Annotated in this window: 22 protein-coding genes; 20 read left to right on the top strand and 2 right to left on the bottom strand. The window is 36.5% G+C overall.

What is annotated here, in order from left to right; all coding sequences use genetic code 11:
• Window positions 1-186 precede the first annotated feature (186 nt).
• The 19 genes from rpsU to BGI23_RS20705 all read left to right on the top strand — a co-directional run bounded on the left by rpsU (window position 187) and on the right by BGI23_RS20705 (window position 17,480).
• Complete coding sequence (gene rpsU, locus BGI23_RS20810; protein WP_000048061.1) at window positions 187-360, top strand: 30S ribosomal protein S21; 174 nt, start codon at window positions 187-189, stop codon at window positions 358-360.
• A gap of 15 nt (window positions 361-375) precedes the next feature.
• Entirely contained in the window at window positions 376-819 is a 444-nt protein-coding gene (locus BGI23_RS20805) for a GatB/YqeY domain-containing protein (protein ID WP_000054571.1), read from the top strand.
• Window positions 820-926: 107 nt separating this feature from the next.
• The gene (gene yqfC / locus BGI23_RS20800) at window positions 927-1,220 is read left to right on the top strand and encodes a sporulation protein YqfC (protein ID WP_000732266.1); all 294 of its coding nucleotides are present in this window, start codon (window positions 927-929) and stop codon (window positions 1,218-1,220) included.
• 296 nt (window positions 1,221-1,516) lie between these two features.
• Window positions 1,517-2,716, top strand: coding sequence for a sporulation protein YqfD (gene yqfD / locus BGI23_RS20790; RefSeq protein ID WP_000792485.1), 1,200 nt, complete (start codon window positions 1,517-1,519; stop codon window positions 2,714-2,716).
• A gap of 3 nt (window positions 2,717-2,719) precedes the next feature.
• Complete coding sequence (locus BGI23_RS20785; protein ID WP_000840516.1) at window positions 2,720-3,679, top strand: PhoH family protein; 960 nt, start codon at window positions 2,720-2,722, stop codon at window positions 3,677-3,679.
• A 193-nt stretch (window positions 3,680-3,872) separates the two neighbouring features.
• Window positions 3,873-6,017, top strand: coding sequence for an HD family phosphohydrolase (locus BGI23_RS20780; RefSeq protein ID WP_000946450.1), 2,145 nt, complete (start codon window positions 3,873-3,875; stop codon window positions 6,015-6,017).
• Complete coding sequence (gene ybeY, locus BGI23_RS20775) at window positions 6,014-6,484, top strand: rRNA maturation RNase YbeY (RefSeq protein WP_070806843.1); 471 nt, start codon at window positions 6,014-6,016, stop codon at window positions 6,482-6,484. Before BGI23_RS20780 ends, ybeY begins: the two co-directional genes overlap by 4 nt.
• Window positions 6,481-6,834 carry a diacylglycerol kinase family protein gene (locus BGI23_RS20770; RefSeq protein ID WP_000715482.1) on the top strand — a complete coding sequence of 118 codons (354 nt, stop codon included), beginning with the start codon at window positions 6,481-6,483 and terminating at the stop codon, window positions 6,832-6,834. Before ybeY ends, BGI23_RS20770 begins: the two co-directional genes overlap by 4 nt.
• A gap of 99 nt (window positions 6,835-6,933) precedes the next feature.
• Window positions 6,934-7,332 (top strand): cytidine deaminase, encoded by a 399-nt coding sequence (locus BGI23_RS20765; protein ID WP_001014347.1) that lies wholly within the window; start codon window positions 6,934-6,936, stop codon window positions 7,330-7,332.
• Window positions 7,325-8,230, top strand: a complete 906-nt coding sequence (gene era / locus BGI23_RS20760; protein ID WP_001080241.1) for a GTPase Era — start codon at window positions 7,325-7,327, stop codon at window positions 8,228-8,230. Before BGI23_RS20765 ends, era begins: the two co-directional genes overlap by 8 nt.
• Window positions 8,231-8,406: 176 nt before the next feature.
• Window positions 8,407-8,550: a YqzL family protein gene (locus BGI23_RS20755; protein ID WP_000883924.1), complete on the top strand. Its 144-nt coding sequence runs from the start codon at window positions 8,407-8,409 to the stop codon at window positions 8,548-8,550.
• A 33-nt stretch (window positions 8,551-8,583) separates the two neighbouring features.
• The gene (gene recO / locus BGI23_RS20750; protein WP_000487010.1) at window positions 8,584-9,330 is read left to right on the top strand and encodes a DNA repair protein RecO; all 747 of its coding nucleotides are present in this window, start codon (window positions 8,584-8,586) and stop codon (window positions 9,328-9,330) included.
• 107 nt (window positions 9,331-9,437) lie between these two features.
• Window positions 9,438-10,070 (top strand): transcriptional regulator CcpN, encoded by a 633-nt coding sequence (locus tag BGI23_RS20745; RefSeq protein ID WP_000583759.1) that lies wholly within the window; start codon window positions 9,438-9,440, stop codon window positions 10,068-10,070.
• Between the two features lie 29 nt (window positions 10,071-10,099).
• Complete coding sequence (locus BGI23_RS20740) at window positions 10,100-10,912, top strand: pyruvate, water dikinase regulatory protein (protein WP_000368943.1); 813 nt, start codon at window positions 10,100-10,102, stop codon at window positions 10,910-10,912.
• An 851-nt stretch (window positions 10,913-11,763) separates the two neighbouring features.
• Window positions 11,764-13,560: a DNA primase gene (dnaG, locus tag BGI23_RS20725; protein ID WP_000528216.1), complete on the top strand. Its 1,797-nt coding sequence runs from the start codon at window positions 11,764-11,766 to the stop codon at window positions 13,558-13,560.
• 59 nt (window positions 13,561-13,619) lie between these two features.
• Window positions 13,620-14,747 carry an RNA polymerase sigma factor RpoD gene (rpoD, locus tag BGI23_RS20720; RefSeq protein ID WP_000764060.1) on the top strand — a complete coding sequence of 376 codons (1,128 nt, stop codon included), beginning with the start codon at window positions 13,620-13,622 and terminating at the stop codon, window positions 14,745-14,747.
• 385 nt (window positions 14,748-15,132) lie between these two features.
• Entirely contained in the window at window positions 15,133-15,489 is a 357-nt protein-coding gene (gene cccA / locus BGI23_RS20715) for a cytochrome c550 (RefSeq protein WP_000828145.1), read from the top strand.
• A gap of 165 nt (window positions 15,490-15,654) precedes the next feature.
• Window positions 15,655-16,362 (top strand): tRNA (adenine(22)-N(1))-methyltransferase, encoded by a 708-nt coding sequence (locus BGI23_RS20710; protein WP_070806842.1) that lies wholly within the window; start codon window positions 15,655-15,657, stop codon window positions 16,360-16,362.
• Window positions 16,359-17,480 (top strand): Nif3-like dinuclear metal center hexameric protein, encoded by a 1,122-nt coding sequence (locus BGI23_RS20705; RefSeq protein WP_070806841.1) that lies wholly within the window; start codon window positions 16,359-16,361, stop codon window positions 17,478-17,480. Before BGI23_RS20710 ends, BGI23_RS20705 begins: the two co-directional genes overlap by 4 nt.
• Before the next feature lie 40 nt (window positions 17,481-17,520).
• On the opposite strand, the gene BGI23_RS20700 is transcribed toward BGI23_RS20705, so the two are convergent.
• Window positions 17,521-18,471 (bottom strand): 4-hydroxy-3-methylbut-2-enyl diphosphate reductase, encoded by a 951-nt coding sequence (locus tag BGI23_RS20700; RefSeq protein ID WP_070806840.1) that lies wholly within the window; start codon window positions 18,469-18,471, stop codon window positions 17,521-17,523.
• 89 nt (window positions 18,472-18,560) lie between these two features.
• On the bottom strand, window positions 18,561-19,298 hold the full coding sequence (gene vrrA, locus BGI23_RS20695) for a VrrA/YqfQ family protein (protein ID WP_000484139.1): 738 nt from the start codon (window positions 19,296-19,298) through the stop codon (window positions 18,561-18,563).
• A gap of 180 nt (window positions 19,299-19,478) precedes the next feature.
• Here vrrA and BGI23_RS20690 point away from each other — a divergent pair, with 180 nt between their 5' ends.
• Complete coding sequence (locus tag BGI23_RS20690) at window positions 19,479-20,789, top strand: DEAD/DEAH box helicase (RefSeq protein WP_000194027.1); 1,311 nt, start codon at window positions 19,479-19,481, stop codon at window positions 20,787-20,789.
• The last annotated feature ends 110 nt before the right edge of the window (window positions 20,790-20,899 follow it).

Raw genomic sequence — 20,899 nt, 5'->3', positions numbered from 1 at the left:
AAAAGATAACAGCTATCTGCATAGTTTTTGAAAAAGGAAGAGCATCTATTCTTCTTTTATTCTGTCAAATAGTTGACCTGAAGTGATAAAATGTATTATAATCGTAAAAGACATGCTGAAGAAGTGTTTCTTTTTGCATGCTGGAGTTAGTATGTAAGTGTGATGTTTCGGAGGGAGGGAAAGAGAATGTCAAAAACAGTCGTTCGTAAAAACGAGTCTTTGGAGGATGCACTTCGCCGTTTTAAAAGATCGGTTTCTAAAACTGGTACACTTGCTGAAGCAAGAAAGCGCGAGTTTTATGAAAAACCAAGTGTAAAACGTAAGAAGAAATCTGAAGCGGCAAGAAAGCGTAAATTCTAAGAGAGGGTGTAAGTTATGAGTCTTCTCGGTCGTTTAAACGATGATATGAAACAAGCGATGAAGAATAAACAAAAAGAAAAATTAACCGTCATTCGTATGGTTAAGGCTGCTTTACAAAATGAAGGTATTAAACTACAGCATACTCTTACTGAAGAAGAGGAACTAACAGTTTTAGCTCGTGAAGTAAAACAGCATAAGGACTCCCTCCTTGAATTTAAAAAAGCTGGTCGTGAAGACCTTGTTAATAAACTGCAAAGTGAAATTCAGATTTTAAGCGCATATTTGCCGGAGCAATTAACGGAAGAAGAGCTAGTTGATATAATCAAGCAAGTTATTTCTGAAGTTGGTGCGACGTCTAAAGCAGATATGGGTAAGGTGATGACTGCTGTTATGCCGAAAGTAAAAGGTAAAACAGATGGATCGCTTGTGAATAAGCTGGTTATCCAGCTATTAGCATAAAAAAACGTCTCATTTCGTATGAGACGTTTTTTTATGCTTTTTTCAGTTTGGACGTGATATTACAAGCTCTTTTTTCATACATATGGGATGAGAGGGGGTCTTTTGGGATGAAAAAATTAGAACAAATGAAGAATTGGTTAACGAAGCAAATAGACCTACCAGTGGATGTGCTAATGGATCTACCTCGGATCACGCTTGTTGGGCAAGTGCATATCTATATAGAAAATCATCGAGGTTTATTAGTGTTTTCAGATAAAGAAGTAAGATTGTTGTTAAAGCATGGTCAGTTATTAATTAAGGGGCAGTCCTTTGTTATTAAAACAATCCTTCCGGAAGAACTTTTGCTTGAAGGGATAATTGAGCAAGTGACGTTTTTAGAAGACGAACAGAAAGAGAAGTAAGGGAAACTTCCGTATGTGAAGTTTTTCTTCTTTATTCTAATGATTTGCCCCTACTATTTAAGTTTATCCCGCTTTAATGGGCAGTAAGCCCCCGCCTCAAAATTCAGCGAAAGCAAAGAAGTTAGGTGGGGGTCGGGCTGTCCATTAAAGTCCAATTGGTGAGGGCTGATTAAAGTCTCACTTTATCCCGCTATTTATGGAAAATAAAACTCTTTATTTCATTTTCGTACGAGCTATTTTGCTAATTAAAGTGAAAAGTAGTGTGTCTACTTTTGGAAAGGTAGTGAAGGTAGTAGATGAAAAATAAATGGTTTATAAAGTGGCTTGGATATGTAAAGGTACGAATTGAAGGTAGAGGAGCGGAGCGGTTTGTTAACGAATGTGTGCGTAGAAAATTATTAGTTTGGGACGTTAAGAAAATCGCCGATGAAACGTTAGTCTTTTGTATGCTATTACGAGATGTGAAAAAAATAAAGCCGATTTATAGAAAAAATGAGTGTAAACTATATTTTATTGGGCGTTACGGTTTTCCATTTTGGAATAAGCGCTTAATTAAAAATAGTGGATTCTTAATTGGTTTTTTAATTTTCTTCTTTGGCATGATTGCATTATCGAATATGGTTTGGAAAATTGAAATTACGGGAGCGAAACCTGAAACAGAATATATATTGATGAAAGAATTGGACAAAATGGGTATTAAAAAAGGAAAATTACAATTCCAAATGCCTAGTGTAGAAGATGTACAACGTCATTTGACGGACAATATTAATGCGATTACTTGGGCAGGACTAGAAGTAAGGGGAACGACGTACCATTTTAAAATTGTTGAAAAAAATGAGCCGAAAAAAGAAAAAGAACAAAGGCCGCAAAATTTAGTGGCAAAAAAAGAAGCGATTGTTACAAAAACATTTGTTGAAGTTGGAAAACCAGTCGTTTTAAAAAATGATCATGTAGAAAAAGGGCAGCTTCTCGTATCAGGGATATACGGTAATGAGGAGAGTCCAACCATTGTTTCGGCGAAAGGTATTGTATATGGAGAAACGTGGTACACATCTGAGGTGAATGTACCACTCAAGACGCAATTTCAAGTATATACTGGTAATACGTATAATGAGCATTACCTTACATTTGGGAGTACAAAAATAAAAATATGGGGATTTCAGCATGATAAGTATAAACGTTCTCGTACGGAAAGTGTAAAACATGATGTGAAATTATTTGGTTTTACACTGCCGATTGCATATGAAAAAGATGTAGTGCGAGAAGAGGAAGAGGCGAACCGAGAATATACAGAAAAACAGGCAATGAAAGTAGCAAAAGAGATGGCTGAAAAAGAACTAAAGAAAAAATTGGATGAACATGCTATGATTGTAAGTGATAAGATTTTGAGTAAAGAGGTTGAGGCGGATCAACTAAAAGTCACTTTGCATTATACTGTGATTGAAAATATTGCAGAGCCACAACCAATATCCGAATCCGATATTCAAGGAGACTGAGTAATGGCAGAACAATTAGTAGAAATGAACCAACAATTGGAAAATACTAATGAAGCAATCGCTCTTTTTGGAGTCAATGATGCTCATTTGAAAGTAATTGAACGGGAACTGAATGTATCAATCGTAACTAGAGGTGAAACTGTTCATGCATCTGGAGCAGTTGAAACTGTGACACTCGTAGAAAAAATCTTACAACAACTACTTGTTGTTATTCGAAAAGGTGTGTCAATTACAGAAAGAGATGTTGCGTATGCAATTCAGCTCGCACAACAAGGGAAAATTGCTCAATTTGAAGAGTTATATGAAGAAGAAATCTTTAAAACGGCAAAAGGTAAATCCATTCGTGTAAAAACGATGGGACAAAGAAGATATATTCATGCAATGAAGAAAAATGATATTGTATTTGGAATAGGACCTGCCGGGACTGGGAAAACATACTTAGCTGTAGTAATGGCTGTAAGAGCTTTAAAGCAAGGGTATGTAAAGAAAATCATTTTAACGAGACCGGCTGTAGAAGCTGGAGAAAGTTTAGGATTTTTACCAGGTGATTTGAAAGAGAAGGTAGATCCGTACTTACGTCCATTGTATGATGCTCTGCACGATATTCTTGGACAAGAATATACGCAGCGTATGATGGAGAGAGGTGTAATTGAAATCGCGCCTCTTGCTTATATGAGAGGACGTACGCTCGATGATTCATTTGTTATTTTAGATGAAGCGCAAAATACAACGGGTGCACAAATAAAAATGTTTTTAACTAGATTAGGTTTTAGTTCTAAAATGGTTATTACGGGGGACCCTTCACAAGTAGACTTACCAAAAGGGGTAAAATCAGGGCTTACGCTAGCCGCTAACATTTTATCTGGTGTATCAGGTCTTTCATTCATTACGTTAGAACAAACGGACGTTGTAAGGCATCCACTGGTACAACGTATTATTGAGGCATATGATAAAATGGAATGATCCTATTTGTCAGGATCATTTCTTTTTGTATTAAGGTTGGCGAACGGCATATTTTTTACTATCATAAAAGATAAGAGAAATAAACTATAGGTACTGGTGTATAAAAATGTTACCTAAAAGTATCGTTGGCTAGAAGAAATGAAAGCTATAAATAGTTTCACTTTATTTCTAGAGAGGAGAAGGTATTGAAATCATGTTAAGATCTCAAGAAATTTCTAAGTGGTTTCGTAATTTACAACATTCGAAAAAACTAAGTTGGATTTCTTACGTTTTATTAGGGGCGGTGCTGTTTTTTGCACTTATGAATAATGTGAAACCAGAGCAATTAGATGTTGATATGTATTCTATTGCGAAAAAAACAATTCATTCTCCTATTAAAATTGAAGATAAGGTTATAACGGAAAGAAAAAAACAAGAGGCCGCTCAAAAAGTCGGGGATCAATATACATATAGAAGTGAATATAAACAAAATAGAGTAGATATTGTAAATGATGTTTTTGCTAAGGTGAATGAAGTAATTCAGGAGATGAAAGCTGCTGGACCTGAAGAGCAAAAAAAGATGACCGATGCGAATAAATTAGAAAAGTTGAAGAAGAAGTTGCCATCCAATTTAACGAAGGAATTATCGGATGAGAATTTATTATACTTTATTAATGCAGAACCGGATCAATTAGAATTAGCAAAGAATGCGGCTTTAACGTCTGTTAGCGTTATCATGGGTGGAAATATTAAAATGTCCGAAGAAATGGCGGCGAAAGAGCGATTTGTTAATGAAATGAAAAGCCTGAATGTGAATAGCGGATTGAAAGAAGCTGTGAATGCGCTAGGATCATATGCGATTACAGCAAATTATTTCTATGATCCGGCTGTAACGAAAGAGAAGAAGAAAGCAGAAGAAGATTTAGTTCCACCTGTTTATATTCTTCAAGGACAAGTTATTGTTAGAGAAGGTGAAACAATTTCAAGTGATATGTATAATCAGTTGAAATTAGTCGGTTTATTAGAAAAAGGTAATAGTTTTCAGCCTTATGTTGGATTAGCGGTGCTCATTGGTGTGTTACTATACTTTATGCATAAACAGTTTGAAGTATTTTTACAGCGGAAAAGAGAAGACAAACCGTACATTTTAGCGTATATTACAATTTTGTCTATCACGATTGTTTTAATGAAAATTATTAGTTTGTTTCAAAAGCTTGAATATGCAGGAATTGCGTATGTTGTCCCAGTTGCGATGGGAACGATACTTGTAAAACTAATGATTGGCGATCGATTTGTATTTTTAACAAGTATGATTTTTTCTGTGTGCGGAAGTATTATGTTTAATGAAGGAGTAACAAGTACACTAAATTATAGTGTAGGCATTTATGTGTTATTAAGTTCATTATCAGTGAGCATTTTCTTAAGAGAAAAAAATCGTCGTACGATGATTTTACAAGCTGGTATACTCGTTTCAATCTTAAATGTAGTCGTCTTGGCGGCGTTATTATTATTACGTAATGGGAATTTTTCGCCTCTTGAAATTGGTACCCAATTATTAATGGCTTCCCTTTCAGGAATTATCTCATCCGTTTTGGCTATGGGGATATTACCATATTTAGAAAGTGGACTTGGAATTGTATCAAGTATGAAGCTTATGGAATTATCAAGTCCGAATCATCCGCTGTTGCGTAGAATTTTATTAGAAGCGCCAGGGACATATCACCATAGTGTAATGGTAGCGAATCTTTCTGAGGCGGCTTGTGAAGCAGTTGGAGCAAATGGTGTATTAGCGCGTGTAGGGGCGTACTATCATGATGTAGGAAAAACAGTACAACCACAATTCTTTATTGAAAACCAGATGGGAATTGAAAATCCGCATGATAAATTAGATCCTGTGACGAGTAAAGATATTATCATTGCTCATGTAACCGATGGAGTAAAGATGCTCGAAGAATACCATATTCCGCAAGAAATTATCGATATTGCTGGACAACACCATGGTACAACGCTCCTGAAATATTTTTATTATAAGGCGATTAAAGAAGATAAAGAAAAATATACAGAAGAGATGTTCCGTTATCCGGGATCAAAAGCAACTTCTAAAGAATCGGCAATCGTTGGTATTGCGGATAGTGTTGAGGCAGCGGTACGTTCTATGAATCACCCAACGCCAGATCAAATTAATAATTTAGTACAAAGTATTATTAAAGATCGCCTGCAAGATGGGCAATTTAGTGAATGTGATTTGACATTTAAGGAACTACAAATCGTTGGAAAAACGTTATGTGAAACGTTAAATGGTATTTTCCATTCGCGTATTACATATCCGGAACCACCGGAAGATAAGGAGAAAGAATGAGTTTATTAATTGATTTCATTGATGAAACAGAAGAAGTGAAAGAAGAGTATGTGAATTTAATTCGTGAGATATTAGGAAAAGCAGCTCAAATGGAAAAAATAGAGGATGGTGCAGAGTTATCAGTAACATTTGTAGATAACGAACGCATTCGCGAGATTAATCGTGATTACCGAGATAAGGATCAGCCTACTGATGTCATTTCTTTTGCTATGGAAGAAATGGGAGAAGGAGAAATGGAAATTGTGGGCGCAGAAATGCCGCGTATGTTAGGTGATCTTATTATTTCTATTCCGAGAGCGAAAGAACAAGCTGAAGAGTATGGACATTCTTTTGATCGTGAACTTGGCTTTTTAGCGTTACATGGCTTTTTACATTTACTTGGTTATGACCACATGACAGAAGCGGATGAAAAAGAAATGTTCGGAAGACAAAAAGAAATTTTAGAAGCATTTGGATTAGGACGATGAAAAAAGGAAAACTTATAGATAGTTTTGGGTATGCTATAGTCGGTATATTCTTTTGTCTTCGTCATGAACGAAATATGAAAATTCATTATTTAGCCGCAGTTGTTGTTATATGCTGCGGCTTTTATTTCCATATTACAAAAGTAGAATGGATGGTATTACTTATTGTAATAGGAATTGTAATGAGTTTAGAGATGGTAAATACGGCTGTGGAAAAAACAGTAGATTTAGCGACTACCGATATACATCCGTTTGCGAAGGTCGCAAAGGATGTCGCAGCGGGAGCGGTTTTATTGTTTGCGATAATAGCCGTTATAATTGGTGCTATTATCTTTTTACCGTATGTGGTATAGTTGCATTCCAAAGCTTTTCTTAAGCTTTGAAGGTGCCGTAAAGGCCTTTAATAAGAGAGTGTATCTATTCACAGCTGTGAACAGGAAGGATGCGGGAATATGAATGGTCAACAATTAATTCAAGAAGCAATCGAAGCGCGTAAACAAGCGTACGTACCATATTCTAAATTTCAAGTAGGTGCAGCATTATTAACGCAGGATGGAAAAGTATATCGTGGATGTAATGTTGAGAATGCTTCATATGGCTTATGTAACTGTGCAGAAAGAACAGCTTTATTTAAGGCGGTTTCTGAAGGAGATAAAGAGTTTGTAGCTATCGCAATTGTGGCGGATACGAAGCGTCCAGTACCTCCTTGTGGAGCATGTCGACAAGTTATGGTAGAATTATGTAAACAGGATACGAAAGTATACCTATCAAATTTACATGGTGACGTTCAAGAGACAACAGTCGGGGAATTGTTACCAGGAGCATTTTTAGCGGAGGATTTACATGAATAGAAAAGGTTATAAATCAGGTTTTGTCTCTATTATTGGCAGACCGAATGTTGGGAAATCTACATTTTTAAATCGTATTATTGGTCAAAAAATTGCTATTATGAGTGACAAGCCACAAACAACTCGTAATAAAATTCAAGGTGTATATACAGAAAATGATTCACAAGTAATTTTTATTGATACACCAGGAATACATAAACCGAAACATAAACTAGGCGACTTCATGGTGAAGATGGCGCAAACGACATTAAAAGAAGTTGATATCGTTCTATTTATGGTGAATGCTGTTGAAGGCTTTGGTCGTGGTGAAGAATTCATCATCGAGAAGTTAAAAGAAACGAAACAACCAGTATTTTTAGTTATTAATAAAATTGACCAAGTTCACCCAGAACAATTATTAGAGTTAATTGATCAATATCGCAAATTACATGACTTTGCAGAAATCGTACCAATTTCTGCATTAGACGGTAATAACGTAGAGGCCCTAATTGGTACAATTAAAAAGTATTTACCGGAAGGACCACAATACTACCCAGATAATCAAGTAACGGATCATCCGGAGAGATTTATTATTGCAGAGCTTATTCGTGAGAAAGTACTACATTTAACACGTGAAGAAGTGCCGCATTCTGTAGCTGTTGTTATCGATGCAATTCAAAAACGCGAGGGCGGGGCAGTTTATATTAATGCAACGATTGTTGTGGAACGTCCGTCGCAAAAAGGGATTATTATCGGAAAACAAGGGAAGATGTTAAAAGAAGTCGGTAAGCGAGCTCGTTTTGATATTGAAGCATTACTTGGTTCTAAAGTATTTTTAGAAGTATGGGTAAAAGTGCAAAAAGATTGGCGTAATAAAATGTCTCAGCTTCGTGACCTTGGTTTCCGCGAAGACGAGTATTAAAATAGAGTAAAGCTGTAATCAGCGGATGTTTTGTTCATCCGCTGATTATTGGTTTTTACGAGTTTTGATAAATTAGGAAAAATTTTTCTCACATGAAAATGGACAAAATGGGTCAATTTAATAACAACAAAGGAAATTGGTTTATAGGCTACGCTTATTGAGAAAGGTGGATTCTTATGCTAGATTTTACCTGGAAGTTTTTCTCCAAAACAGGAAGCATTGAGACGTATTTGCTTTTGAAAGAAATGGAAAAAGACGTAAACGATGAGATGGATCAACATGAAGAGGAGCTAGCGCATCTAGACTCTCCAATTTCTTGACCCGTTTTGTTCAAACCTTGGATGGTGACGAACATGTTTCAAAAAGTTGAGGGCATCGTTATCCGTACGACAGATTACGGAGAAACGAACAAGATTGTTACAATATTCTCAAGAGAATTGGGTAAGGTAAGTGCAATGGCAAGAGGAGCGAAAAAACCGAAAAGCCGGTTAGCATCTGTTTCGCAACTTATGACACATGGTCATTTTCTTATTCAAATGGGATCTGGACTTGGAACTTTGCAACAAGGCGAGATTATTTCAACTATGAAAGAAATTCGCGAGGATATATTTTTAACTGCTTATGCATCATTTATTGTTGAGTTAACTGATAAAGCAACAGAAGATAAAAAACATAATCCATATTTATTTGAAATGTTATATCAAACGTTGCATTATATGTGTGAGGGTGTTGATCCAGAAGTATTATCATTAATTTATCAAACGAAAATGCTTCCGGTATTAGGGATGCGCCCGTACTTTGATACATGTGCGATTTGTCATCAAGAAACAGATTTTGTCGCCTTCTCTGTTAGGGAGGGCGGTTTTCTGTGCTCACGTCATGCTGAGCAAGATCAGTATCGTATACCAGTGGGGGAAGCCGTTCATAAATTATTGCGTCTTTTCTACCACTTCGATTTACATAGACTTGGCAATGTATCAGTAAAGGATAGCACAAAAAAACAAATGCGTTTAGTATTGAATACATATTATGATGAATATTGCGGGATTTATTTGAAATCAAGACGTTTCTTAGAACAACTTGATAAGTTTCAAATATAATTTGGGGCCGTATACGGTCCTTTTTACATCCTTTCTTTTTCGAATAGCATATTTAGTATATAATATTTAAGAGATAGTATAACTTTTTTCGTTGTGCATTAAAGGTGGTGATTATCATAGAGCTGAATAAACGGCAAGAACATATCATTCAGATTGTAAAAGATCACGGTCCTATTACAGGGGAGTCAATTGCTGCGCAATTGGGATTAACACGTGCAACGCTAAGACCAGACTTAGCAATTTTAACGATGGCTGGTTATTTAGAAGCACGTCCACGCGTAGGTTATTTTTATACGGGTAAAACTGGGGGGCAGTTATTATCTGAAGCTGTTAAGAAAATTAAAGTACAAGATTATCAATCTAGACCGGTTGTAATTGATAAAAATGTATCGGTATACGATGCGATTTGTACTATGTTTTTAGAGGATGTAGGTACATTATTCGTTGTAGATCAATCGACTCTATTAGTAGGCGTTGTATCTCGTAAAGATTTATTACGAGCTAGCTTAGGGAAGCAGGATTTAACCTCACTTCCGGTTAATATTATCATGACAAGGATGCCAAACATTGCGATGTGTCGTAGAGAAGATTCTTTATATGATATTGCGATGGAATTAATAGAAAGACAGATTGATGCGATGCCAGTTGTAAAAGATACGAAACAAGGTTTAGAAGTGGTTGGACGAATTACAAAAACAAATATTACACGTGCGTTTGTAAACTTAGTAAATAACGAATAAGTGTAATTTGTTTAAAGTGAGGTAATGTAATGGATAATAAAATCGTATATGTCGTATCTGACTCTGTAGGAGAAACGGCTGATTTGGTTGTTCGAGCAGCAATGGGGCAATTCCCATTTGCTCCTGATATTAGACGTGTGCCGTATGTAGAAGATACAGGGACATTAAAAGAAGTGATTTCGATTGCTAAGAGCAATCAAGCACTTATTTGTTTTACGTTAGTAAAGCCTGACATGCGCCAATATTTAGTGACAGAGGCTGCAAAAGAAGGTGTAGAGGCATATGATATTATTGGCCCTCTAATCGATCAAATTGAAGAAATTACCGGGCAAGTGCCTAGATATGAGCCTGGTGTTGTTCGTAGGTTAGATGAAGAATACTTTAAAAAGATTGAAGCGATTGAGTTTGCTGTGAAGTATGATGATGGTAGAGATGCACGTGGTATTTTAAAAGCAGATATCGTGTTAATTGGGATTTCGCGCACATCAAAAACACCACTTTCTCAATATTTAGCTCATAACAAACGTTTGAAAGTTGCCAACGTACCACTAGTACCAGAAGTAGATCCGCCTGAAGAATTATATCAAGTGGCTAAAGAAAAATGTTTCGGTTTGAAAATCACGCCAGAGAAGTTAAATCATATTCGAAAAGAGCGATTGAAATCACTTGGACTAAGTGATGGAGCAACATATGCCAATATTAATCGTATTAAAGAAGAGATTGATCACTTTGAGAATGTAGTTAGTAAAATAAATTGTCAAGTAATTGATGTATCGAACAAAGCGATTGAAGAAACAGCTAACATTATTGTGAATGCAGTGCAAAACCAAAAAATGTTTTAGCACATTTACCAAAGGTGAATGTGCTTTTTTCGCTCGTGAGAAACACAGTGCCTGCTGATTTCGTAATAGATGATAGCGAAGTGGTTATGCTTATATTTTTCGGTCTTTTTATTATGCTAAAGGTAGGGTTTCGCTATCCTGAAATAGAAGATGAAAAAATAAAGGGATATGTAGCGTAGTTGAAGAAAATATATTATAATAAAAAATTGTGATAAAAACCTATATTTTACGTTTAGACTTTAATTTTTCAGAATAAACTAGGGATAGGATTTAAGAAATGACATGTAATTACGTTAAATCGACAAAATCTATACAAGAAAACGCACATTATGGAAGGATTCGCAGAAGGGATGTAGAATACAGAAATATGCAAAACATCAATATGGTATGAGTTGATGCAGATGCATATATTGTGAAGGCTGACAATTGTGCGAGCTGGAACGAAATTTCATGTCAAAATTTTGTTTGTCACATCGTATGCTCATCGTTTAAGGAAGCAGCGAGGGAATTTGGATCTATGTAGATGCTGAATAAGCAAAAGTTGATTTCTTTATATGTATCAACATGCAAAAAACAGATCTCGTGATCACATAGGATATGGTGCTTGCTAGTCTTCTTATGAAAAAGTGCATATGTATTGTCTCCATGAGGTACATTTGTAATAGATGAGCAAATGGATACAATTTTATATAGTAGGTACGTATCTGCGAAGTTACGCAGAAAAGGGTCTGCAAAATCGCTTGATAACGTGATCGACAACATTTTCTAATAAGTTTAGAAAAAATATTGTCGAATTATAAAGGAATTTTTTAATTTATATCGAATACAAAATACGACACGGAGATGGAGTTATGGGGAACAGAATTCCTGAAGAAGTTGTTGAACAAATTCGGACATCATCCGATATTGTCGAAGTGATTGGTGAATACGTTCAACTTAGAAAACAGGGACGTAACTATTTCGGCCTTTGTCCGTTTCATGGTGAGAATTCTCCTTCATTCTCTGTTTCATCTGACAAGCAAATTTTTCATTGCTTCGGATGTGGAGAAGGTGGAAATGTATTTTCCTTTCTAATGAAAATGGAAGGACTGGCTTTTACCGAAGCTGTTCAAAAGCTAGGTGAAAGAAATGGAATTGCGGTTGCAGAGTATACATCAGGGCAAGGACAACAAGAAGACATATCTGATGACACTGTCATCATGCAACAGGCTCATGAACTTTTGAAAAAGTATTATCATCATTTATTAGTAAATACAGAAGAAGGAAATGAAGCACTTTCGTATTTGTTAAAACGTGGTATTACAAAAGAGATGATTGAGAAGTTTGAAATTGGTTATGCGTCACCTGCTTGGGATGCAGCAACGAAAATCTTACAAAAAAGAGGTTTATCGCTATCAAGTATGGAACAAGCTGGTCTTCTCATAAGAAGCGAGAAGGATGGTAGTCATTATGATCGCTTCCGTGGAAGAGTTATGTTTCCAATCTATACGTTACAAGGTAAAGTGATAGCGTTTAGTGGAAGGGCATTAGGAGATGACACTCCGAAATATTTAAATAGCCCAGAAACACCAATTTTTCACAAAAGTAAATTGTTGTATAACTTCCACCAAGCGAGGCCGTTTATTAGAAAACGTGGGCAAGTGGTCCTTTTTGAAGGGTATGCTGACGTACTAGCTGCGGTAAAAAGTGGTGTGGAAGAAGCTGTTGCGACAATGGGAACAGCTTTAACTGAAGAACAAGCAAAACTTCTGCGACGTAACGTTGAAACTGTTGTTCTTTGCTATGATGGTGATAAAGCAGGGCGAGAAGCGACGATGAAAGCAGGGCAATTATTGTTGCAAGTTGGTTGCCAAGTGAAAGTTACATCCTTGCCAGATAAGCTTGATCCTGATGAATATGTGCAACAATATGGGACAACTGCTTTTGAAAATCTTGTGAAATCAAGTATAAGTTTTGTTGGTTTTAAAATAAATTATTTGCGTTTAGGGAAAAATTTGCAAGATGAGTCGGGCAAAGAAGAGTATGTGAAAAGTGTTTTAAAAGAGTTATCGTTGTTACAGGATGCGATGCAGGCAGAATCATATTTGAAGTCATTATCGCAAGAATTTTCGTATTCAATGGAAACACTTTTGAATCAATTGCACCAATATCGCAAAGAACAAAAGGTACAGCAAAAACAAGTAAAGCAGGTTTCTAAGCCGTCTCAAATTGTTCAAACAAAACCGAAGTTAACAGGTTTTGAAAGGGCAGAAAGAGAAATTATTTACCATATGTTGCAAAGTCCAGAAGTGGCCGTTCGTATGGAATCCCACATAGAAGATTTTCATACAGAAGAACATAAAGGGATTTTATATGAACTATACGCATATTATGAAAAGGGAAATGAACCTTCAGTCGGAACATTTTTAAGTTGGCTCTCTGATGAAAAGTTGAAAAATATTATTACTGATATTTCGACGGATGAATTTATTAATCCAGAATACACAGAAGAAGTGTTACAAGGCCATTTGGAGACGCTTAGACGTCATCAAGAAAAACTTGAAAAGATGGAAATCATCTTCAAGATAAAACAAATGGAAAAAACAGATCCTGTAGAGGCTGCTAAATATTATGTAGCATATTTACAAAATCAAAAAGCGAGAAAATAGCTTTTTTGATAAATTTTTAGTATAATGAATGTTTGTATCTCGCGTAAGGAGGGGAACAGATGGCTGACAAACCAGCTCGTTCTAAACAAATTGAAACTGAAATGACCCTTGAGCAAGTGAAAGAACAACTCACTGAGCTCGGAAAAAAACGTGGCGTTCTTACATATGAAGAGATTGCAGAACGCATGAATGGATTTGAAATTGAATCCGATCAAATGGATGAATACTATGAATATTTAGGTGAACAAGGGATTGACTTAGTTGGCGACAATGACAACGACGAAGGCCCTAATAATCGCCAAATAGCAAAATCGGAAGAAGAATTCGACCTCAATGATTTAAGTGTACCACCAGGGGTTAAAATCAACGATCCTGTTCGTATGTATTTAAAAGAAATTGGTCGTGTAGATTTACTATCTGCAGAAGAAGAAATTCGACTTGCAACGCGTATTGAAGAAGGCGATGAAGAAGCGAAACGTCGTCTTGCAGAAGCAAACTTACGTCTTGTAGTAAGTATTGCAAAGCGCTACGTGGGCCGTGGTATGCTTTTCTTAGACTTAATCCAAGAAGGGAATATGGGTCTAATTAAAGCGGTTGAAAAGTTCGATTATCGTAAAGGTTTCAAATTTAGTACGTATGCAACTTGGTGGATTCGCCAAGCAATTACACGTGCGATTGCAGACCAAGCAAGAACAATTCGTATCCCAGTTCATATGGTTGAAACGATTAATAAGTTAATTCGTGTACAACGTCAATTATTACAAGATTTAGGACGTGAACCATCTCCTGAAGAGATTGGTGAAGAAATGGATCTTGCTCCAGAAAAAGTACGTGAAATCTTGAAAATTGCACAGGAGCCAGTTTCTCTTGAAACACCGATTGGTGAAGAAGATGACTCCCATTTAGGTGATTTCATTGAAGACCAAGAAGCAACATCGCCTGCGGACCATGCAGCGTATGAATTGCTAAAAGAACAATTAGAAGATGTGTTAGATACACTAACAGATCGTGAAGAAAATGTTCTACGTCTTCGTTTTGGTTTAGATGATGGACGAACTCGTACGCTTGAAGAAGTTGGGAAAGTATTCGGCGTAACGAGAGAACGTATCCGTCAAATTGAAGCAAAAGCACTTCGTAAATTGAGACATCCAAGCCGTAGTAAGCGTCTTAAGGATTTCTTAGAATAGGCTACCTTTAAGTTTACTTCACTTTTGTGAAGTAAACTTTTTTATTTTGTTAATTTTTGTTAAACTTTAGCTGTCAGCAACGATTACAATTTCTTGTAATTTATTTTACAGAATTGTCTTTTGATTTGCAAATGCTCATTTTTCGATTTTTCGATTAATTTTGTTTATTCTATACAAAAATATATGTAGAAAAGTGAAAAATATGATGAGAAACGTTAATAATTATCGAAATAATAAGCGATATAACAATAAAAAACAATAAACTGAATTTATGGAATATTTTTAACGATTAGTAGTTTACTCTTTTCTGATAGAGCGTTTTCAAGTACAATGGAAATGACTGAATCATCTAACTATTTAGGGGTATAGAGGGGGGAGAAGAGATATGAAACGTAATCCGCTGATTCCGTTCGCTCTTATTGCAGCATTGGGTATTATCGTTATGTTTGTATTTTCATTTCAGGGGCTAAATAAATCTAAAGAGTTAGCTGATGCAAAAAATGGCGGGAAGCCAGCACAAACAGCATCCAAGCCAGAGGATATTGTGAAGCAAAGCTGTACGAGCTGCCACGGTGATCAATTACAAGGGGCGGTAGGACCTAATTTACAAAAAATTGGTGGGAAACTTTCAAAGGATGAAATTAAAGAAATTCTTTCGAAAGGAAAAGGCAATATGCCACCGAATATAGTTCCAGCTGATCAAGCCGCTAAAGTAGCTGATTGGTTATCGAAGAAAAAATAAAGTTCCGTATGACAAGCCTTTTGCTTAAGCAAAAGGCTTGTTTTTCTATATTTTCTAAAATACGATGAATGATAGAGAAGTGAATTGTTGTTATAGGCTTGCAACAACTACTATAAATTCATTATCATGGAGACAGACTGACAAGAGAAGGAGTAATGGAAATACATGAATGAAGTAAAGCTTTCAAAACGATTAGAAGAAGTTGTGCGTGAAATACCAGTAGGATCTACAGTTGCCGATATTGGATCGGATCATGCGTATTTACCGTGTTATACAATTATAAATAATATTGCTACTAAAGCAGTTGCTGGAGAGGTTGTAGATGGACCATTTCGCTCTGCGCAGGCAACTGTAGCTGAAAGTGGCTTACAAGATAAAGTAGATGTGCGTAAAGGGAATGGATTAGCTGTTATCGCGCCAGGAGAAGTAGATGTAATTACGGTTGCCGGAATGGGCGGAGCGTTAATTCGTGATATCTTAGAAAGTGGTAAAGAAAAATTAGAAGGTGTAACACGTTTAATCTTACAGCCGAATATTGCAGCGCATCACATTCGTGAATGGTTTATTGAGAATGGATGGGAGCTTATCCATGAAAAAATCGTAAAAGAAGATGGGAAAATTTACGAGATTTTAGTAGGGGAGCGAGGAAATATCACGGTTCCTTACTCTGAAAATAAACAGGCTGAATTATTTATGGGACCATTTTTAATGAAAGAAAAAAGTGAAGTTTTCGTTGAAAAGTGGGAAGGAGAATTAAAAAACTTCCAAAATATTTTAAAGCAGTTAGAACGTGCGGCTGATTCTGAAGAAACAAAAGCGAAGCGTGCGGAAGTAGAAGCGAAAATGAAAATGATAGGGGAGGTTTTATCATGAGTAAAATTCCAAATGGTCATGAAATTATTTCGTTATTTGAAAGTATGTATCCGAAGCATTTGGCGATGGAAGGAGATAAGATTGGCTTGCAGATTGGAGCGCTTAATAAACCCGTGCAGCACGTATTAATTGCGTTAGATGTAACGGAAGAAGTTGTGGATGAAGCAATTCAATTAGGAGCGAATGTCATTATTGCGCATCATCCTTTAATTTTTAACCCGCTAAAAGCGATTCATACAGATAAGGCATATGGGAAAATTATTGAAAAGTGTATTAAAAATGATATTGCAATCTATGCCGCACATACAAATGTGGATGTTGCTAAGGGCGGGGTAAATGATTTACTTGCTGAGGCGTTAGGATTGCAAAATACAGAAGTTTTGGCACCGACATATGCAGAAGAAATGAAAAAAATTGTTGTGTTTGTGCCTGAAACTCATGCAGAAGAAGTACGAAAAGCATTAGGAGACGCAGGTGCTGGTCATATCGGCAATTATAGTCACTGTACGTTTAATAGCGAGGGTACAGGTACGTTTGTACCTCAAGAGGGGGCAAATCCTTATATCGGGGAAACTGGACAGTTAGAGCGCGTAGAAGAAGTGCGAATCGAAACGATTATTCCAGCTTCACTACAACGAAAAGTGATTAAAGCAATGGTAACAGCACATCCATATGAAGAAGTAGCCTATGATGTGTATCCACTTGATAACAAAGGTGAAACGTTAGGGCTTGGAAAAATAGGGTATTTACAAGAAGAAATGACACTTGGACAGTTTGCGGAACATGTAAAGCAATCGTTAGATGTAAAGGGTGCGCGAGTTGTTGGGAAATTAGATGATAAAGTGCGCAAAGTAGCTGTACTTGGTGGCGATGGTAACAAATACATCAATCAAGCTAAATTTAAAGGTGCGGATGTATATGTAACAGGTGACATGTATTATCATGTTGCCCATGATGCGATGATGCTCGGTTTAAATATCGTCGACCCAGGACATAACGTTGAAAAGGTAATGAAGCAAGGTGTACAAAAGCAATTACAAGAAAAAGCAGATGCAAAGAAACTGAATGTACATATTCATGCTTCGCAGTTACATACAGATCCATTTACATTTGTATAAGAAAAATAAAAACCGTTGCTCATATAGGCAACGGTTTTTATTATTGTTCTTTTTTCACTTTTACACGAGGTAATATTTTTTGTAACGGTACTTTTCGAACTCTTTCCCATGTAGCAGGATTCATTGGGTCATATTGCTCTAAGAAAGTGATAACCTCTTTTGTAATTGGTGTTGGAGTAGAAGCGCCTGCTGTAACAGCTACGTTCTCGACACCTTGTAGCCATTCTAATTTGATTTCACTTACGTCCGCAACGCGATATGCTTTCGTACCAGCGATTTCTTGCGATACTTGTGCTAAACGGTTTGAGTTATTACTTTTCGGGTCACCAACAACAATTGTTAAGTCTGCAACATCAGCTTGTTTGGCAACAGCTTCTTGGCGAACTTGAGTTGCTAAACAAATTTCCTTATGGAACTCTGCTGTTGGGAATTTCTTCTGAATGTCCTCCATTAAATGTTGAACATCCCATTGACTCATCGTTGTTTGATTTGTAACTAAAATTTTATCCGTTGGGATTTCTAATGTTTTTAAATCATCGGCTCTTTCGATAAGATGAACGATGTCAGGTGCGATACCAACTGCGCCTTCTGGTTCTGGATGATTTTTTTTGCCGATATAAATGACATGGTAACCTTCAGCTTTCTTTGCTTCAATAAGGTCATGTGTTTTTGTAACATCTGGGCAAGTGGCATCGATTGTTGTTAAACCTTTTTCTTTTGCACGCTGTTTAACTTCTGGAGAAACACCGTGTGCAGTGAAAATAACAGTACCAGAATCAATTTTATCTAAAATGTCTAATCGACTTGGACCGTCTAATGTAATGATACCATCTTCTTCGAATGCATCTGTTACATGTTTGTTGTGAACAATCATACCTAAAATATAAATAGGTCTTGGTAATGATGTATCTAATGCGGCGTTACGTGCAATAACCATCGCGTCCACAACACCGTAGCAATAACCACGAGGGGAAATTTTAACAATTTTCATATGAGTAATCCTCTCCTTCTAAACAAGAGATACTTTTGTGCATAGTCTTTTACATTATAAAGGAGGAGTGGATAGAAAACAAAGGATTGTTACACATATAGTTTTGGTTTTGTTGCTATTTTTTGAACAGGCTCCTCGCGCACTTCTTTTTCTATAACTGGCTCAATCACCATTTTTTTTCTTTTTCTTTTTTTTTGTGGAGGAGGTGGAGTTGCTACTTCAACCTTTTCTGTTACGTCTTCAGTTTGATCTTCGGTTGGATTTTCTTCCGTACTTTTTCCAGAGGTGAGGATTTTAACGATGCTTGGTAGGTTACGCATAATGGGACCGTACTGTTCGACGACAGGGCTTACAGATTGAACGACTTGTGATACTTTTTCGATATTATTTATCATATTAGTTGGATTCGAAATTAAATTCGAAAAAAAACTACCGATGCCGCTACTTGATGCGGTTGTAGTTGCTGCACCGCCGCGCGTTTCGTTTGATTCATACATTTGAGGAGGGATCATTTGCTCGGGATGATGCTGCATGTATGGTTGATATTGCTGTTGATATTGTTGCGGGTATTGGTGTTGGTATTGTTGCTGATATTGCTGTCGATATTGAGGTGGCGGTTGCTGGTGCATCATTGGCGGTCCTTCCATTTGTCGATAAGGCGGAACCATTTGCATGAAAGCTTCGGTTGGATCGTGTTTTTTAAAGAGTTTAGCAAGAAATCCTTTCTTTTTTTGTGCCATCGGTGGTAGTTGTGGAATTGGATATGGTGTATAAGGTTGCTGCCCTGGATTCGGATACATTTGCCTCATGGGGGATTTTGGAAACATGTGAGAAATCCTCCTTTCTTCAGTTAGGTATATACACATACAATATGCAATAAGAGGGAAGAAGGTTAGTTTTTGAAGTAAAAACCTAAACTAAAGATGGATTTTACTTGTAGATTTCGATATAATGTAGACTTGACTGATTTGTGCGCGCAGTAGAAATTTAGAAAGAAGGTGTAACTTATGACACAACAAACTTTTACACAGTATGATTTTAAACCATTTTTAATAGATGCAGTTCGTGAACTACGCTTTACAGAGCCGACAGGAATTCAACAGAAAATTTTCCCGGTCGTGAAAAAAGGTGTAAGTGTAATTGGACAATCCCAAACAGGTTCTGGGAAAACACATGCATACTTACTTCCTACATTGAACAGAATTAACCCAGGTCGTGAAGAAGTACAACTTGTTATTACAGCGCCTACTCGTGAGTTAGCACAACAAATTTACGAAGAAATCGTGAAATTAACAAAGTTCTGTGCGGAAGATCAAATGATTACAGCACGTTGTTTAATTGGTGGAACTGATAAACAACGATCAATTGAAAAGTTGAAAAAACAACCTCATATTGTAGTTGGAACACCAGGACGTATTAAAGACTTAGTAGAAGAACAAGCACTGTTTGTTCATAAAGCAAATACAATTATTGTCGATGAAGCAGACTTAATGCTTGATATGGGATTCATTCATGATGTAGATAAGATTGCAGCACGCATGCCTAAAAACTTGCAAATGTTAGTTTTCTCTGCAACAATTCCTCAAAAACTAAAACCGTTTCTGAAGAAATACATGGAGAATCCAGAGCATATTCATATCAATCCAAAACAAGTTGCGGCTGGAAATATCGAGCATTATTTAGTGCCTTCTAAACATCGTAACAAAATCGATTTAGTGAAAAGAATGTTGCTACAATTTAAGCCGTATTTAGCAGTTGTTTTCACGAATACGAAGAAAATGGCAGATCAAGTTGCTGACGGATTAACGGAACGCGGCTTAAAAGTTGGACGAATTCACGGAGATTTATCACCTCGTGATCGTAAAAAAATGATGAAACAAATTCGTGACCTTGAATTCCAATATATTGTTGCAACTGATTTAGCAGCTCGTGGTATTGATATTGAAGGAATTAGTCATGTTATTAACTACGAACTTCCATCAGATTTAGATTTCTTCGTTCACCGAGTGGGAAGAACAGCACGTGCAGGCTATTCAGGTATTGCAGTGACGATTTATGATCCAGCAAACGAAGAAGCGTTAGATAGTTTAGAAAAACAACGCCATATCGAGTTTAAACATGTAGATTTACGCGGAGATGAGTGGGCGGATTTAGGTGAACGTCGTCGTCGTAAGAGCCGTAAAAAACCAAATGATGAACTTGATGTTATGGCAACGAAAGTTGTTAAAAAACCGAAAAAAGTAAAACCAAATTATAAACGTAAACTTGCAACAGAACGTGACAAAGTGAAAAGAAAATATAGCAATAAAAAAAGATAAGGGATTTCCCTTATCTTTTTTTATCTAGCTATTTACGAGGATAATAATCAGTGGAGAATGGAAAAACAATTCACTACATATTTCTACAAATTATGCTATCATTATATCTA

Origin of the sequence: Bacillus sp. ABP14 (assembly GCF_001831375.1) — a bacterium.
Taxonomy (GTDB): domain Bacteria; phylum Bacillota; class Bacilli; order Bacillales; family Bacillaceae_G; genus Bacillus_A; species Bacillus_A paranthracis.
Note: the sequence above shows the minus strand (reverse complement) of the source record. Positions and strands in the feature narration are given on the sequence as shown.

What these genes read in the sequence shown, in the direction of transcription:
- BGI23_RS20705 (WP_070806841.1), top strand. Translation starts at nt 16,359, where the DNA reads ATGAGTAAAATTCCAAATGGTCATGAAATTATTTCGTTATTTGAAAGT.
- vrrA (WP_000484139.1), bottom strand. Translation starts at nt 19,298, where the DNA reads ATGTTTCCAAAATCCCCCATGAGGCAAATGTATCCGAATCCAGGGCAG.
- BGI23_RS20700 (WP_070806840.1), bottom strand. Translation starts at nt 18,471, where the DNA reads ATGAAAATTGTTAAAATTTCCCCTCGTGGTTATTGCTACGGTGTTGTG.
- yqfC (WP_000732266.1), top strand. Translation starts at nt 927, where the DNA reads ATGAAAAAATTAGAACAAATGAAGAATTGGTTAACGAAGCAAATAGAC.
- cccA (WP_000828145.1), top strand. Translation starts at nt 15,133, where the DNA reads ATGAAACGTAATCCGCTGATTCCGTTCGCTCTTATTGCAGCATTGGGT.
- BGI23_RS20770 (WP_000715482.1), top strand. Translation starts at nt 6,481, where the DNA reads ATGAAAAAAGGAAAACTTATAGATAGTTTTGGGTATGCTATAGTCGGT.
- recO (WP_000487010.1), top strand. Translation starts at nt 8,584, where the DNA reads ATGTTTCAAAAAGTTGAGGGCATCGTTATCCGTACGACAGATTACGGA.
- BGI23_RS20785 (WP_000840516.1), top strand. Translation starts at nt 2,720, where the DNA reads ATGGCAGAACAATTAGTAGAAATGAACCAACAATTGGAAAATACTAAT.
- BGI23_RS20690 (WP_000194027.1), top strand. Translation starts at nt 19,479, where the DNA reads ATGACACAACAAACTTTTACACAGTATGATTTTAAACCATTTTTAATA.
- dnaG (WP_000528216.1), top strand. Translation starts at nt 11,764, where the DNA reads ATGGGGAACAGAATTCCTGAAGAAGTTGTTGAACAAATTCGGACATCA.
- BGI23_RS20755 (WP_000883924.1), top strand. Translation starts at nt 8,407, where the DNA reads ATGCTAGATTTTACCTGGAAGTTTTTCTCCAAAACAGGAAGCATTGAG.
- BGI23_RS20740 (WP_000368943.1), top strand. Translation starts at nt 10,100, where the DNA reads ATGGATAATAAAATCGTATATGTCGTATCTGACTCTGTAGGAGAAACG.
- BGI23_RS20805 (WP_000054571.1), top strand. Translation starts at nt 376, where the DNA reads ATGAGTCTTCTCGGTCGTTTAAACGATGATATGAAACAAGCGATGAAG.
- BGI23_RS20710 (WP_070806842.1), top strand. Translation starts at nt 15,655, where the DNA reads ATGAATGAAGTAAAGCTTTCAAAACGATTAGAAGAAGTTGTGCGTGAA.
- BGI23_RS20780 (WP_000946450.1), top strand. Translation starts at nt 3,873, where the DNA reads ATGTTAAGATCTCAAGAAATTTCTAAGTGGTTTCGTAATTTACAACAT.
- BGI23_RS20765 (WP_001014347.1), top strand. Translation starts at nt 6,934, where the DNA reads ATGAATGGTCAACAATTAATTCAAGAAGCAATCGAAGCGCGTAAACAA.
- era (WP_001080241.1), top strand. Translation starts at nt 7,325, where the DNA reads ATGAATAGAAAAGGTTATAAATCAGGTTTTGTCTCTATTATTGGCAGA.
- rpsU (WP_000048061.1), top strand. Translation starts at nt 187, where the DNA reads ATGTCAAAAACAGTCGTTCGTAAAAACGAGTCTTTGGAGGATGCACTT.
- yqfD (WP_000792485.1), top strand. Translation starts at nt 1,517, where the DNA reads ATGAAAAATAAATGGTTTATAAAGTGGCTTGGATATGTAAAGGTACGA.
- ybeY (WP_070806843.1), top strand. Translation starts at nt 6,014, where the DNA reads ATGAGTTTATTAATTGATTTCATTGATGAAACAGAAGAAGTGAAAGAA.
- rpoD (WP_000764060.1), top strand. Translation starts at nt 13,620, where the DNA reads ATGGCTGACAAACCAGCTCGTTCTAAACAAATTGAAACTGAAATGACC.